Source organism: Halomonas sp. BMC6 (genome assembly GCF_964204995.1).
GTDB lineage: Bacteria > Pseudomonadota > Gammaproteobacteria > Pseudomonadales > Halomonadaceae > Vreelandella.
On the sequence record NZ_CAXNSH010000001.1, the window covers coordinates 2943710 to 2958202 of the forward strand.

11 protein-coding genes, 1 tRNA gene and 1 other RNA gene are annotated in these 14493 nt (G+C 53.9%); 7 read left to right on the forward strand and 6 right to left on the reverse strand.

Features of this window, described 5'->3' with window-relative positions:
• Nucleotides 1–3 precede the first annotated feature (3 nt).
• From AB6K10_RS14315 to AB6K10_RS14340, 6 genes are all read right to left on the reverse strand, one after another.
• On the reverse strand, nucleotides 4–435 hold the full coding sequence (locus tag AB6K10_RS14315) for a TniB family NTP-binding protein (RefSeq protein WP_339119082.1): 432 nt from the start codon (nucleotides 433–435) through the stop codon (nucleotides 4–6).
• Complete coding sequence (locus AB6K10_RS14320; RefSeq protein ID WP_339119083.1) at nucleotides 432–2315, reverse strand: Mu transposase C-terminal domain-containing protein; 1884 nt, start codon at nucleotides 2313–2315, stop codon at nucleotides 432–434. Before AB6K10_RS14320 ends, AB6K10_RS14315 begins: the two co-directional genes overlap by 4 nt.
• A complete protein-coding gene (locus tag AB6K10_RS14325; protein ID WP_041158388.1) occupies nucleotides 2312–2941 on the reverse strand; it encodes a TnsA endonuclease N-terminal domain-containing protein in 630 nt (209 codons plus the stop codon). Before AB6K10_RS14325 ends, AB6K10_RS14320 begins: the two co-directional genes overlap by 4 nt.
• Before the next feature lie 123 nt (nucleotides 2942–3064).
• Nucleotides 3065–3161: signal recognition particle sRNA small type (ffs, locus tag AB6K10_RS14330), an RNA gene on the reverse strand.
• Nucleotides 3162–3206: 45 nt separating this feature from the next.
• Nucleotides 3207–3283, reverse strand: a tRNA-Met gene (locus tag AB6K10_RS14335).
• 103 nt (nucleotides 3284–3386) lie between these two features.
• Nucleotides 3387–4319, reverse strand: coding sequence for a choline ABC transporter substrate-binding protein (locus tag AB6K10_RS14340; protein WP_339119084.1), 933 nt, complete (start codon nucleotides 4317–4319; stop codon nucleotides 3387–3389).
• A gap of 194 nt (nucleotides 4320–4513) precedes the next feature.
• Between AB6K10_RS14340 and betI the strand changes: the two genes are divergently transcribed.
• The 7 genes from betI to AB6K10_RS14375 all read left to right on the forward strand — a co-directional run bounded on the left by betI (nucleotide 4514) and on the right by AB6K10_RS14375 (nucleotide 14492).
• Complete coding sequence (betI, locus tag AB6K10_RS14345) at nucleotides 4514–5137, forward strand: transcriptional regulator BetI (protein WP_217352957.1); 624 nt, start codon at nucleotides 4514–4516, stop codon at nucleotides 5135–5137.
• 10 nt (nucleotides 5138–5147) lie between these two features.
• On the forward strand, nucleotides 5148–6617 hold the full coding sequence (gene betB, locus AB6K10_RS14350; RefSeq protein ID WP_339119085.1) for a betaine-aldehyde dehydrogenase: 1470 nt from the start codon (nucleotides 5148–5150) through the stop codon (nucleotides 6615–6617).
• A 56-nt stretch (nucleotides 6618–6673) separates the two neighbouring features.
• The gene (gene betA, locus AB6K10_RS14355) at nucleotides 6674–8350 is read left to right on the forward strand and encodes a choline dehydrogenase (protein WP_339119086.1); all 1677 of its coding nucleotides are present in this window, start codon (nucleotides 6674–6676) and stop codon (nucleotides 8348–8350) included.
• 207 nt (nucleotides 8351–8557) lie between these two features.
• Nucleotides 8558–11044 carry an acyl-CoA dehydrogenase gene (locus AB6K10_RS14360; protein ID WP_339119087.1) on the forward strand — a complete coding sequence of 829 codons (2487 nt, stop codon included), beginning with the start codon at nucleotides 8558–8560 and terminating at the stop codon, nucleotides 11042–11044.
• A gap of 374 nt (nucleotides 11045–11418) precedes the next feature.
• The gene (locus AB6K10_RS14365) at nucleotides 11419–12519 is read left to right on the forward strand and encodes an ABC transporter ATP-binding protein (protein ID WP_253016201.1); all 1101 of its coding nucleotides are present in this window, start codon (nucleotides 11419–11421) and stop codon (nucleotides 12517–12519) included.
• Nucleotides 12512–13612, forward strand: coding sequence for an ABC transporter ATP-binding protein (locus tag AB6K10_RS14370; protein ID WP_253016199.1), 1101 nt, complete (start codon nucleotides 12512–12514; stop codon nucleotides 13610–13612). The genes AB6K10_RS14365 and AB6K10_RS14370 overlap by 8 nt, the downstream gene beginning before the upstream one ends.
• Entirely contained in the window at nucleotides 13605–14492 is an 888-nt protein-coding gene (locus tag AB6K10_RS14375) for a sugar ABC transporter permease (protein ID WP_339119088.1), read from the forward strand. Before AB6K10_RS14370 ends, AB6K10_RS14375 begins: the two co-directional genes overlap by 8 nt.
• The last annotated feature ends 1 nt before the right edge of the window (nucleotide 14493 follow it).

Below are 14493 nucleotides of genomic sequence, written 5' to 3' on the forward strand. Positions count from 1 at the left end.
CGATCACCGCTGTTTTTCGGGGGGATTACCAGATTTGCATTTTTTCAACATCTTAACTAACGCTTCAGCAAGACCCGCCTCACGCCTCCTCTCTCGCCTAGTATCAGCCCCGAATTGCCCTAAATCCATCATGAGCTGTATCAACATGCTTTCAACATCTGGTTTACTTGGAATTCTTGAAACAAGCACAGGCTTAATAACGGTGTCATTTTCAACATACTCTGGATATTGAGATTGGAACTCTTGAACCAGCCTACTCTTTCCTGAACCAGGGTCCCCTATTATTAACATACACTGTTGCTCACCCCCTAAAGCATGATTAGCTTTCAGAATTTCTAAAGAACTTATGGCTCTTGCAACAGACGAATGCTTGACATAGCAATTCTTGAAATAAATTTGCTGCTCTAATTTTTCGTTACTCATTAACATATTCATGAGTAGGGCTCCAAATCATCAGAAATTCTTTTCCATTCTTCGTCATTTGGATTTACACCACTGTGTGATTTATTTTCTTTCTCGATATCACTTATTTCCCTACTAGTAAAGCCATCTACGATAGAGCTAGGGTTTTCACTTGATATTCCAAAATAAGCCGCCGCCTTTTTAGTTCCTTTAATTTTTTTCTTTGAAGCGGACACTTCCTCTGCAATTTCACTAACTCTATCGTCAATCAATTTTTCAGCTTCCGCAATACCTACATAATCAGTTTTCGAGTTTATAAAATTACGACGTAATTTACGTCTTACTTTTAGCTGAAAAACACTCAGCCCATCATATAAGCGATCTGGATCAACAGCAGGAACCCTGATATATTCTTTTCTTTCTACCAAATAAACATATATGTAAGAGACATCCTCTGGATCTCTCTTAACAACAACCTTCACTACTTTGCTACCAGGTGGTGGTGGGGTAATCTTACGATACTCCACCAATTCCTCATTAGTATAATCGATCCTATCAATGCTTATTCCTCCTCTTCGCAGAGTACACAACTCAGTAGGGAAGGCTTCAATTTTAAAAATTTTTTCTTCAAAACCACTATACAAAGGAGGAGGATACTTTTTACAACCAATTTCCCAAGATAATGCAGGTATTCTTGTCATCCTGCTATCTGGCGACTGGTTATAAATATCAATTATCCAAATATGCATTAGCTCAATAAAATAGGAAAAAGGAAGGATTGCATCTTTCTCAGGTTTATAACCAGCTAACTGTTGGGCATTAGAAAAAGTAGTGCCAGGTATTTCTTTCACAAACCTAGAATTATAAATTGAAAACAACCTTTCAACTAAAGGTTTTTTCCAAGGTTTACCCACAGGATTAAACTCAATGTTTATACCGACTGAAGCGCAGAAGAATTCTAAATTTTTTGACCAGAACTCAGCTCCATTATCGACAACTAGCGTTTCAATTTTACCTTGACACGGCCAATCTTTTTTAATCATTGGATAATTTTTAGTAACATCTTCTTTACTTAAACACGCGTTCATTATTGCGCTTCTTACTGAGTTATAACTTGGCTCCTGAAAGCTAAGATAAAAACCAATTATACACCTACTATGGCAATCTATTAAAATTGTTAAATACGGCCTTCCAATAGGAATTAGCAATGTATCGTCTAATAAAATCAAGTCGAGGGGTGTATGATCAATCTCAACGCGCTCCATAACACGTTCTGCCGCAGAAAACTTATTCACAACACGGTAATCTTTATCGGCCTCAGCTTTACCAAAACGTCCCACCTCTACTTCGTAGGGAGAAATTTTCTTTACGCGTTTGTAAAATGCAGATTTTGTTATAGGCTCAATGGCATTATCAGGGTGCGCCCTATTATATAATAGTATATTGTTAAAATAGTGATAATAAGCGGTAGATACATGCGGCCTCTCTCTTTTGAGAAACTTTTCTTCCACAGCTCTTTTATAAAAATCTGCATCATCTCTTTTGGAATTTCCAGGGTTTTTCACTAACCCTTTCGCAGAAACCAATGATTTTGGCCCAATGACTTGATCGTAGTTTTTATGCCATCTTGCAACACTTCTCCATGATGGCTTTTTTTCAATATGGCCTTGCTCAAATAACGAGTCTAAAATTGGATCAATATTCTTTTTCGTCCATCCACCCTGGAGATGCTCCTTAACTAGAACGATAACTTTATACTTATAATATGCTTCCTCTTGTACGCTTTTGCTTAAGGAATCAAATGAAATATAAGAAAGGCGCTCAGGCACATTTATATATTGCCCATCTACAACTGCGGATGCCTCCCCACTTTGAAAGCCTGGGAATTCATCACTAAAAAATTCGATGCTCATTGCCCACCTCCAACCCAAATTAGAGATTCACATCCAAACGTTTCGTCAATATTTATGAGAACTTTTCCCGAAGCAACTAACCACATAACATCAACTAAGACTTCAGCTGAGTCAGCACCACACAGTTCAGAAATATCAGCAATACTTAAACCATGAGATTTTTTTATCAATTCGTAAATTTTTTTACGAGATACCACCTCAGTATAAAGCCCTGCATATCGGTTAATCAGTTTCAGATTTTTCAGTTTTGGCATTGAACTGATTTGATGATCAGTGACTAGAATTAGCTCTTTGCCAAGCATTTCAACCGCCTTTTTTTTAGCGGTAAAACGCTGGATAAAATCATGTTTCAAAGCTTCTGGAGGTGGCTTTATTTCAACAAACACCTTCTTGCCTGAGTGACAGAAAAGCTCAAAGTCGGGTGTGTAAGAGCAAGTCCTGTCTTCAAATTGATAATAAAAGCCTTCTGGCTGCGCAACGAAGGACCTTACCTCGTTGGCATATTCAAAATGAAAGCAGGCATTAAATTCGAGGGAGGACTCAACAGTCTGGACGTTGCCATTCTTGTGACTGGCAAATTTATAGATGTGCTTGACGGGAGAAGGACGCAAGGTACGGGTATACATGGCAGTACACCTATTTTTGTTTTATTACTACAAAAGTAGGTTATGCCACGAGAAAAGGCAAAAAATGACAGCAGCGGGACAATTTGTGCCACTTTGAAGGAGAAACGACATAAATGGAGGCGGCCCCAAAAGCCACATCCCGGCACACGCAGCCACCACTACCGTTGCTCCCTTCCGGGCCTGGCGGGGTTCGCAGTTTAGCGTTGCGGGAGGACCTAAGGGGCCACCATAATCGTATGCTTTTGAACCGCATACTGGCGCTGATTGGTGGCTACGCCCTGATTTGAACAGGGGACCCCATCATTATGAGTGATGTGCTCTAACCAGCTGAGCTACGTAGCCTTTTCGACATCAGCGGGTGCAGAGTATGCCTATATTAGCGTCAAAAGGCAAGCCGAAACGGCCTGCCTTTTTTCATCGTGCGATTCACTAAGCGCAAACGGGCTTACAGCGCTGCTTTGACAACAGGCAGTGCCTCTTCACCTTCACGCGTGGTCACGCCTTCTAACCAAGCCTCGAGTACTTCCGGGTGATCATTGAGATACGTACGCGCCGCTTCGCGAGGTTCGACACCCTCGTCCATGATGGCGCTCATCAGCTGGTTTTCCATCTCCAGCGTGAACGTCATGTTGCTCAGCAATTCACCGACGTTCGGGCAGGACTCAACGAAACCAGCACGAGTATTGGTGTAGACCGTCGCACCTCCGAGATTCGGGCCAAAGTAGTCGTCTGCATCAGACAGGTACGCCATCTCGAAATTGGTGTTCATGGGGTGCGGCTCCCAACCCAAGAAAACCATCCACTTTTCATTGGGAACCCGTGCGCTCAACTCGGCCAGCATACCTGCCTCGCTGGAGTCGATCACCTGCCAATCGCCTAGCCCGTATGCATCATCGTCGATCATTTGCTGAATGAGTTCGTTGCCATCATTGCCCGCTTCGATGCCATGAATGCGCTGCTCGAACCGATCGGCATGTTCGGCCAAATCGTTCACCGAGGTCACCCCAGAGTCGTACACGTATTGCGGCACTGCCAGCGTGTACTTGGCACCTTCGAGGTTGGCCGTTAAGCGTTCGACGTCGCCACGCTCGATGTAGGGATCGCTAATGGACGCCATGGAGGGCATCCAGTTACCCAAGAAGACGTCGAAATCGTCATTGCGCATGCCCGCGTAGGCAATGGGGACCGAGACCGTATCGACACGGGGCTCGTAGCCTAGCGCCTCCAATACTTCGCTGGCCAAGGCGGTCGTAGCCGTGATATCGGTCCAGCCCACCTCGGCGAAGCGCACGCGACTACACTCATCGGCAGCGGCCGTCATCGGCAGACAAGCGGTCACGAACAGAGCACTCATATGGCGTTTGGTTAGCTGTTTCATTCGTCGTCTTTCCTCGTTATCTGTTTTATTGAAACGCGCTCTACGGCGAGCAATGCAGAGGCGAGAAACTGCTCGACACACTTTTATTGATTGAACGTTCAATAAAAAAATGCCATCATATTCAGGTAACCATGCCTACTCCTGCTTTTCAAGGCGAGGAGCCAATGGGCATTCAACGTCATTAGGAGATAGCTGTGCCTAAGGTGGGAATGGAACCAATACGCCGCCAACAGTTGATCAAGGCTACGATGGCGGCCATTGACGAAGTGGGACTGGCCGAGGCAACGGTCATGCGCATCGCCCGCCATGCGGGTGTCTCTGCCGGCATCATTAGCCACTATTTTGGCGGCAAGGATGGCCTGCTCGAAGCCACCATGCGTCAAATATTGACGGATCTAAGCGATGCCGTCGCGGCACGACGCCATGCGTTGGAAGACGACTCTCCCCGTGCCCATATCGGTGCGATTATTGAGGGCAACTTCGACCGCACCCAGGTGACCGGGCCCGCCGCGAAGACCTGGCTTGCCTTCTGGGCCAGCAGCATGCACAAGCCGGTGTTGCAACGTCTTCAATACGTTAACGATCGCCGCTTGTACGCCAATCTCTGCCACCAGTTCCATCGGGTCATGCCGCGCGCCGACGCTCGCAACGCGGCTCGTGGTTTGGCTGCCATGATCGATGGCCTGTGGCTTCGCGGCGCGCTGGCCCCGGAAGGCCTAGATGCCGCAGAAGCGCGCCATCTTGCGCACACCTATCTCGACCAGTTACTGACACATTACGGATGCTTTCAAGATGCATCCACTGCCGAACTTTATTAAGGAGATCAGCATGGCCGCTCAAGACGTACAGCCCCTCTACATCGATGGTCGCCCGGTTGATGCCACCTCCGGCGAAACGTTTACCGTCACCAACCCTTATGATGGCAGCCTGCTGGCCACAATTGGCCAAGCGAGCCAAGCCGATGTCGACAGCGCCGTTCAGGCCGCACAGCGTGGCCAGCGTGAGTGGGCCGCGATGACTGGCATGGAGCGCTCGCGCATCCTGCTACGTGCCGTGGCGCTTCTTCGTGAACGCAACGACGAGCTTGCCGAGCTGGAAACCCGCAATACTGGCAAGCCCATCAGCGAAACCGCCAGCGTCGATATCGTGACCGGTGCCGATGCACTGGAGTACTACGCAGGTCTCGCCCCCGCCATCGAGGGCCACCAAATTCCCTTGCGTGACAGCTCGTTCGTTTATACCCGCCGCGAACCGCTGGGCGTGATTGGCGCCATTGGCGCCTGGAACTACCCGATTCAAATCGCCTGCTGGAAAGCGGCTCCGGCGCTGGCAGCGGGGAACGCTATCGTGTTCAAGCCCAGCGAAGTGACGCCGCTAACGGCGATGAAGCTTGCCGAAATTTTCACCGAAGCAGGCCTACCGAACGGCGTGTTCAACGTGGTGCAGGGCGATGGCCGCGTCGGTGCCATGCTGACCGAGCACGAAGGGATTGCCAAAGTCTCGTTCACCGGTGAAGTGGGCACTGGTAAAAAAGTCATGGCCGCTGCCGGTGGTTCCACGCTGAAAGACGTGACGATGGAACTCGGCGGTAAATCTCCGCTGATCGTGTTTGCAGATGCGGACCTTGACCGCGCGGCCGATGCCGCCATGATGGCGAACTTCTACTCCAGCGGCCAAATCTGCACCAACGGCACCCGCGTGTTCGTCGAGCGCAGCGTCAAAGACGCGTTCGAAGCCAAGCTGGTAGAGCGTGTGGCGCGTATCAAAGCGGGCGACCCGATGGATCCGAGCGTCAATTTCGGTCCGCTCGTCAGCTTCGAGCATCAGGAAAAAGTGCTCTCCTACATCGCGCTCGGAAAAGAGCAAGGCGCACGCGTGCTGGCCGGCGGCGACGCGTGGAACAGCGGCGAATGGGCCAAAGGCGCCTGGGCAGCCCCCACCGTATTCACCGACTGCACTGATGAGATGCGTGTCGTCAAAGAAGAGATCTTTGGCCCGGTGATGTCAGTACTCGCCTTTGATGACGAAGAGGAAGTGATCCGCCGCGCCAACGACACCAAGTACGGCCTGGCTGCTGGCGTCTTCAGCGAAAGCCTGAACCGCGCGCACCGCGTCATTCATAAGTTGGAAGCCGGTATTTGCTGGGTCAACACCTGGGGCGAATCCCCGTCTGAAATGCCGGTCGGTGGCTATAAAGAGTCCGGTATTGGCCGTGAAAACGGCGTGGAAACGCTGAATCACTACACCCAGACCAAGTCAGTGCAGATCGAGATGGGGCCGTTCGAGTCCGTGTTTTAAAGGCGGAGCACAGCTTTTCGAACACGCCACTCCCCTTTCTTGATGAGAGAACCCCTATGTCTCAAGCAACCGAGTTTGATTACATCGTCATTGGTGCTGGTTCAGCAGGTAACGTGCTGGCCACGCGCCTGACCGAAGATAGCGATGTCAGCGTGCTGCTGTTGGAAGCCGGTGGACCTGACTACCGTTTCGATTTTCGTACCCAAATGCCAGCAGCCCTGGCCTACCCGCTGCAGGGCAAGCGTTATAACTGGGCGTTCGAAACCGATCCCGAACCGCACATGGACAACCGCCGCATGGAGTGTGGCCGAGGCAAGGGCCTCGGCGGCTCCTCGCTGATCAACGGCATGTGTTACATCCGTGGCAACGCGTTGGATTATGACAACTGGGCCAAACAGCCCGGCTTGGCGGACTGGGACTACTTAAGCTGCCTGCCCTACTTCAAAAAGTGCGAAACCCGCGATATTGGCCCGAACGACTACCACGGTGGTGATGGCCCCGTTAGCGTGACCACGCCCAAAGCGGGCAACAACCCGCTTTATCGCACCTTTATTGAGGCGGGCAAGCAAGCGGGCTATCCGGAAACCGACGACGTCAACGGTTACCAGCAAGAGGGCTTCGGCCCGATGGACCGCTTCGTGACGCCGAAAGGCCGCCGTGCCTCGACTGCTCGCGGCTACCTGGACACGGCCAAACAGCGCAGCAACCTGACCATCGAAACCCACGCCGTCACCGACGTGATCGAATTCGATGGTAAGCGCGCCGTCGGCGTGCGCTACGAGCAAAAAGGCCAGCCCAAACAGGCTCGCGCAAGCCGTGAAGTGCTGCTGTGCGGTGGCGCGATTGCCTCTCCACAAATTCTCCAGCGCTCCGGCGTGGGTAACCCAGAGTGGCTGAAAGAGCTAGGCATTCCCGTAGTGCATGAGCTGCCGGGCGTCGGCGAAAACCTGCAAGACCACCTGGAAATGTACATTCAGTACGAGTGCAAGGAGCCGATTTCGCTCTACCCGGCGCTGAAATGGTACAACCAGCCGAAGATTGGGGCCGAGTGGCTGTTTAACGGCACGGGCGTGGGCGCGAGCAATCAGTTCGAATCCTGTGGCTTTATTCGCAGCCGCGATGACGAGGAGTGGCCGAACCTGCAGTACCACTTCCTACCTATCGCCATTAGCTACAACGGCAAGAGTGCCGTTCAAGCGCATGGCTTCCAGGCCCACGTAGGTTCCATGCGTTCAGAAAGCCGCGGCCGTATTCGTCTCACGTCCAAAGACCCCCACGCGGCACCGAGCATTCTGTTCAACTACATGGCCAAAGAGAAAGATTGGGAAGAGTTCCGCGATGCGATTCGCTTGACTCGCGAGATCATCGCTCAACCCGCGTTTGATCAATACCGAGGCCGGGAAATCGCCCCTGGGCCAGACGTGCAGAGCGACGAAGAGCTCGACAACTTCGTCAAACAACACGCCGAAACCGCCTACCACCCCTGCGGCAGCTGCCGCATGGGCGAAGGCGAGATGGCCGTCACCGATGCCCAAGGCCGGGTACACGGGCTTGAAGGGCTGCGCGTGGTGGATGCCTCGCTGTTCCCGGTCATTCCTACCGGCAACCTGAACGCGCCCACCATCATGTTGGCGGAGAAAATTGCCGACCGCATTCGAGGTCGTGAGCCCCTGCCGCGTGCCAACGTCGACTACTACGTCGCCAACGGCGCGCCTGCCAAGCAGGTATCGTAAGCCGATATCGACACGGGTACGCCAACCCGCTGCGTCAAAACGCCATGGTGCCTCACCATGGCGTTTTTTTATGCCCTAACTGCGCTACATTGAAGATATAAAGCGAACGTATAACGGTGAAATGCTTGCACAAGGCGCAATGACTCTGCGAATATTCAAACATACGTTTAAATACGTTCTTTGATAACCACCCACGGAGATTCCCCCATGCTCACCTTACTCCTCATCGTGCTCGCCGTTGCCGGTTTGCTCGTGGTGATGCGTCGCGAGGCAGGTGCCACACCCGCCCTGGCCCTACTAGGCGTATTGGGCTTAGTCGGCCTAGTGCTAGGTGCCCCAGTCATCGGCACGCTGTTATTGATCGGTGCAGTTGCAGTGGCCGTCGCAGGTCTGCCTGCGCTGCGCCGTAAATGGCTCACTCCGCGCATCTTTGCCATCTTCAAAAAAGTGGCCCCCAAAGTATCGGCGACCGAACGCACCGCGCTGGAAGCCGGCAGCGTGTCTTGGGACGGCGAACTCTTTTCAGGCAAGCCCCAATGGCAATCGCTGCTCGACTTTAAAGATGACGGTTTGAGTGACGAAGAGCAGGCGTTTTTAGACAACCAGTGCGCCAAAGCCGCTGGCATGTGCAACGCTTGGGATATCGCCCGTGAACGCGCCGACCTGCCCCAAGAGCTGTGGGATTACCTGAAAAAAGAGGGCTTCTTCGGGATGATCATTCCGAAGGAGTACGGCGGCTTGGGCTTCTCGGCCAAGGCGCAATCCATGGTGCTGCAAAAGCTCTCCGCCAACGAGACGCTGATGGTCACCGTGGGCGTGCCCAACTCCCTCGGCCCGGGCGAACTGCTGCTGAAGTACGGCACCCAAGCCCAGAAAGACCACTATCTGCCGCGCCTGGCCGATGGCCGCGAGATTCCCTGCTTTGGCCTCACCGGCCCCCGTGCAGGCTCCGATGCGACCTCGCTACCGGATACCGGTGTGGTCTGTAAGCAGGTCATTAATGGCGAAGAAGTCGTGGGCGTGCGCCTGAACTTCGAGAAGCGCTGGATCACCCTGGCGCCCATCGCCACCGTGGTTGGCCTAGCATTTCGTCTCTTCGACCCGGAAAACCTGCTGGGCGAAGAAGAAGACCGTGGCATTACCCTGGCGCTGATTCCCCGCGATACCCAAGGCATGGAGATTGGCCGTCGTCACCACCCAATTGGCAGCCCGTTCATGAACGGCCCAATCAAAGGTAAGGACGTGTTCGTCCCGCTGGAGACCATCATCGGTGGTCCGGATATGATCGGCCAAGGCTGGCGTATGCTGGTCGAGTGTCTCTCCATTGGCCGCTGCATTACGCTGCCCTCCGGTGCCACCGGCACCGCGCGCTACGCGCTGGGCTGGAGCGGCGGCTTCACTCGCGTGCGTCGTCAGTTCAACGTGCCGGTGGCCGAGATGGAAGGCGTGCAAGAGCCTTTGGCTCGCATGGCGTCGCTGGCCTACATTTCGGCGGCCACGGTGTACCAAACCGCTAACCTGATCGACCACGGCGAAAAGCCAGCGGTCCCCTCTGCCATCCTGAAAAGCCAGCTGACCGAGTTCCAGCGCGTGCTGCTGAGCGATGCGATGGACGTTCACGGCGGTAAAGCAGTGACGCTTGGCCCGCGCAACTACCTGGGCATTGGCTATAGTGCCAACCCGGTAGCCATCACCGTGGAAGGCGCGAACATCATGACCCGCAACCTGATGATCTTTGGTCAGGGCGCAATTCGCTGCCACCCTTATGTGCTGGAAGAGCTAGCCGCCAAAGACGCCAACGATGTAAACGCCTTCGATAAAGCCTTCTTCGGCCATGCGGGCTTGATCTTCGGCAACGCGGCGCGCGCCTTCACCCTGGGGCTTGGCCTTGGCAAGCCGAGCGTCCCGTTCAGCGGCCCCGCCGCTGGCTACGCCCAGGATATCGCGCGCCTTTCGGCGGGGTTCGGCCTGTGTGCGGATGCCGCCATGGCCAGCCTAGGCTCTGCACTGAAAAAACGCGAAATGCTCTCGGCGCGCCTAGGCGACGTACTCTCTAATCTCTACCTCGCCTCCATGGTGCTCAAGCAGTGGCATAACGGCAATAAAGTAGAAGGCGAAGAGGCGCTGCTTCATTACAGCCTGCAGTTCCTCCTTCATCGCGCGGAGCAAGCGTTCGTCGAGATCTTCGATAACTTGCCCAACCGTGCGCTGGGTAACGTATTGAAAGTCGTCGTCATGCCCACGGGTCGCCGCTGGCGCAAGCCGCAGGACGACTTGGCCCGTGATATTGCCCAGCGGGTATCCACTCATAGCGCGCTGCGTAGCAAGCTGCTTTCGAACACCTGGGACAAAGATGACGGCGCGGTGAGCAACCCGCTAGCACGCTACAACGCGTTGCTCGGTGATTACGACCGCGCTGAGAACATCTACCGTACGGTGAACAAAGCCTATGCCAAAGGCGAACTACCGCAAACGGCTCTCCACCCTGAAGCACGGGTAGAAGCAGCGCTTGAAAAAGGCTTGATCAATGACGACGAGGCCGCCTTCATGCGCACCTTTGAAGCCGAAGTACTGGAGATGCTGACCGTCGATGACTTCGCTTACGATGCCTTTGCCAATGATAAGTCGACGCTGATCGACCACAACGCAGCACCGGCCAAGGCCTCTTCGCCAACGGAAACCAGCGTCAAGTAGCCTTCTTCCGCCATCTCCCAACCTACCGGCCCTTTCTGGGCCGGTTTTTTTTGCCCTCTTGCCATGTTCTAAAACGAAGCAAACGAACATGCGCACCACCCAGAGCCGATCATGGCGCACCAGACCGTTTTGCCAGCCGTTTGAAAAATCGCTTTTTTGCGCTTTTCTACGCCTAAAAGCGAATACAAACGGCCATCAAAAGCGTTGCAAGTTCGCAAATGATCAACTAGCCTTTCGTTAATGAAAATATCGCATGGGTCGGTTGCCTCACAATAAACGGCAAACAAGTACGGCCAACCACCCTCCCTCGCGATCAGCGCACTACACAATTATCGATACCACCTATCAATAACAACGACGCTAGCGAGATCGGCATGTCCTTACATTTGCAAAATATCGACCACGTCGTCGGGGGTCAGTCCCATATCAGTGGGGTGGATCTCGAACTGGAACCCGGTTCCTTTAACGTATTGCTGGGACGAACCTTAGCGGGCAAAACCACGCTCATGCGTCTAATGGCAGGCTTGGAGCAACCCACCCGCGGGCGCATTTTCATGGATGGCAAAGACGTCACCGGCGTATCGGTGCGTAAACGCAACGTGTCGATGGTGTACCAGCAGTTCATCAACTACCCCAGCCTGACGGTGCGCGACAACATTGCTTCGCCGCTGAAGCTGGCCAAAACGCCGCAGCAGGAAATCGATCGCCGCGTGGGCAGCATTGCCGAAATGCTGCATATCGAACATCTCCTCGACCGCTACCCCCAAGAGCTCTCCGGCGGGCAACAGCAGCGTACCGCTATGGGCCGGGCGCTGGTCAAAGATGCCGACCTGATTCTGTTCGACGAGCCGCTGGTGAACCTGGATTACAAACTGCGCGAAGAGCTGCGTGACGAGCTGCGCGAACTCTTCAAAGCGCGCAACTGTATTGCCGTTTACGCCACTACAGAGCCCAACGAAGCGCTGGCATTAGGCGGCAATACGGCGGTACTGCATGAAGGCAAGCTACTGCAGTACGGCCCCACCGAACAGGTATATCGCGAACCCAACGGCCGTCACAGCGCCGAGATGTTCTCCGAACCGCCGATCAACATCGTGCCCGGCAAGCTGACCGAGACGGACATCACCTTTGACCAGTCGCTGCACTTTCCTTGCGATCCTGGCCTCCAGCAGCTTGCCCCCGGCGATTACGACTTCGGCGTGCGCGCCTCGCACATTACCCTCAAACCGCAGTCTGCCGATGATGTAGAGCTGCCGGTTCTGGTCGACGTTGCGGAAATCAGCGGTTCGGAAACGTTTTTGCACGTGCGCCATGAACGTTTCCCGCTGGTGCTGCACTTGGCAGGCATTCACGAGTTCCACGTGAACGATGCGATTAACGTCTATTTCCCGTCGCATCAACTGTACGCCTTCGATAAACAGGGCAGCACCGTGCACATCCCCTCCTCTGCTCAAGGGAGCGTTGCTCATGGCTGAGATTACTTTAAAAGGCTTGGCGCACAGCTATAGCAAAAGCCCTAGCAGCCATAGCGACTACGCGATTCGCCAGATGGATCACGTGTGGCACCAGGGCGGTGCTTATGCACTGCTGGGCCCGTCGGGCTGCGGTAAATCAACCCTGCTAAACATTATTTCTGGCCTGCTGGAACCCTCCGAAGGTGACGTACTGTTCGATGGTCACCGTGTGAACGAGCTGCCGCCGGAGGAGCGCAACATCGCCCAGGTGTTCCAGTTCCCGGTGATCTACGACACCATGACGGTGTACGACAACCTGGCTTTCCCGCTGCGCAACATGAACACCCCCGAGTACAAGGTCGACCCGAAAGTTCGGGAAATTGCCGATATCCTCGACCTCACGCCGCTCCTCTCCCGGAAAGCCAAAAACCTCACCGCCGATGAGAAGCAGAAAGTCTCCATGGGCCGCGGGCTAGTGCGTGACGACGTCTCTGCCATCCTATTTGACGAACCCCTCACGGTGATCGACCCGCAGCTCAAGTGGAAGCTGCGCCGTAAGCTCAAAGAGATCCATGAGCGCTTCAATATCACCATGATCTACGTTACCCACGACCAGCTCGAAGCCTCTACCTTTGCTGACAAAATTGCGGTGATGTACGACGGTCAGGTGGTGCAGTTCGGCACGCCTCGTGAACTGTTCGAAAAACCGGCGCATACCTTCGTGGGGTACTTCATTGGCAGCCCGGGGATGAACTTCATGAGCGTCACCCATCAGGCGGGCAAAGTGATGTTTGGCAAGCTGCCGCTACCCGTGAATGAGGCCGTTAGCCGCAGCGTGGCGGCCGCAGGCTCCAGCAATATCAAGCTTGGCATTCGCCCGGAGTTTATTACGGTCAGCAACTCGCCGGAGCCAAACAGCGTACCGATTGAAGTGGTCAACCTGCAGGACTTGGGGACCTACTCGCTGCTGAGCTTTACCTTGAACGGCCAGTTGTTCAAAGCGCGCCTGCCTGAAGGTCACGCGCCGGTAGGTGACGCTGCCCATGCAGTGTTTTCCGATCAGCACATCGCGCTCTACGTCGATGAATACCTAGTGGAGATCGGCCATGAATAATAAAGTACTCAATAACCGCGCATGGCCGCTGGTACTTCCCATGCTGGTACTGGTGGCTTTTTCGGCCATCATCCCCTTGATGACCGTGGTCAACTACTCGGTTCAGGACGTGCTGGGCCCTAATGCCCGCTTCTTCACCGGTACCGAATGGTTCCACAGCATTCTGAACGACTCTGCGCTGCGCGACGCGTTCGTGCGCCAGATTCTGTTTTCCCTGACCATTCTCGCCATCCAAGTGCCTTTGGGCATTGGCATTGCGCTGATCATGCCCAAACGCGGTTGGCAGGCGTCCGCCGTGCTGATTCTGATTACTCTACCGCTTCTGATCCCATGGAACGTGGTGGGCAGTATTTGGCAAATCTTCACCCGTGGCGATATCGGCCTCATGGGCTACGGTCTGCGCGAGCTAGGGATCAACTACAACATCACCCGTAATGCGGGCGATGCCTGGGCAACGATTATTTTGATGGACGTTTGGCACTGGACACCGCTAGTGGCCATGCTGTGCTACAGCGGCCTGCGTTCGATTCCCGAGGCTTACTACCAAGCCGCGCGTATCGACCGCGCCTCCAAGTGGGCGATCTTCCGCTATATCCAATTGCCTAAGCTCACTAACGTACTCGTTATTGCGGTGCTGCTGCGCTTTATGCACTCGTTCATGATCTACGCCGAGCCCTTCGTACTAACTGGCGGCGGCCCGGGTAGCTCCACCACCTTCCTGAGCCAGTCACTCGCTACCATGGCGATTGGCCAGCAGGATCTGGGGCCCTCTGCCGCGTTCTCGATCATCTACTTCCTGGTTATTTTGCTCGTGAGCTGGGTGTTCTACACCACCATCATGCACATGCAAAAAGATAAGAACCCGCACGGGGGAGCATGAT

What these genes read in the sequence shown, in the direction of transcription:
- AB6K10_RS14315 (WP_339119082.1), bottom strand. Translation starts at nt 435, where the DNA reads ATGAATATGTTAATGAGTAACGAAAAATTAGAGCAGCAAATTTATTTC.
- AB6K10_RS14320 (WP_339119083.1), bottom strand. Translation starts at nt 2,315, where the DNA reads ATGAGCATCGAATTTTTTAGTGATGAATTCCCAGGCTTTCAAAGTGGG.
- AB6K10_RS14325 (WP_041158388.1), bottom strand. Translation starts at nt 2,941, where the DNA reads ATGTATACCCGTACCTTGCGTCCTTCTCCCGTCAAGCACATCTATAAA.
- AB6K10_RS14340 (WP_339119084.1), bottom strand. Translation starts at nt 4,319, where the DNA reads ATGAAACAGCTAACCAAACGCCATATGAGTGCTCTGTTCGTGACCGCT.
- betB (WP_339119085.1), top strand. Translation starts at nt 5,148, where the DNA reads ATGGCCGCTCAAGACGTACAGCCCCTCTACATCGATGGTCGCCCGGTT.
- betA (WP_339119086.1), top strand. Translation starts at nt 6,674, where the DNA reads ATGTCTCAAGCAACCGAGTTTGATTACATCGTCATTGGTGCTGGTTCA.
- AB6K10_RS14360 (WP_339119087.1), top strand. Translation starts at nt 8,558, where the DNA reads ATGCTCACCTTACTCCTCATCGTGCTCGCCGTTGCCGGTTTGCTCGTG.
- AB6K10_RS14365 (WP_253016201.1), top strand. Translation starts at nt 11,419, where the DNA reads ATGTCCTTACATTTGCAAAATATCGACCACGTCGTCGGGGGTCAGTCC.
- AB6K10_RS14370 (WP_253016199.1), top strand. Translation starts at nt 12,512, where the DNA reads ATGGCTGAGATTACTTTAAAAGGCTTGGCGCACAGCTATAGCAAAAGC.
- AB6K10_RS14375 (WP_339119088.1), top strand. Translation starts at nt 13,605, where the DNA reads ATGAATAATAAAGTACTCAATAACCGCGCATGGCCGCTGGTACTTCCC.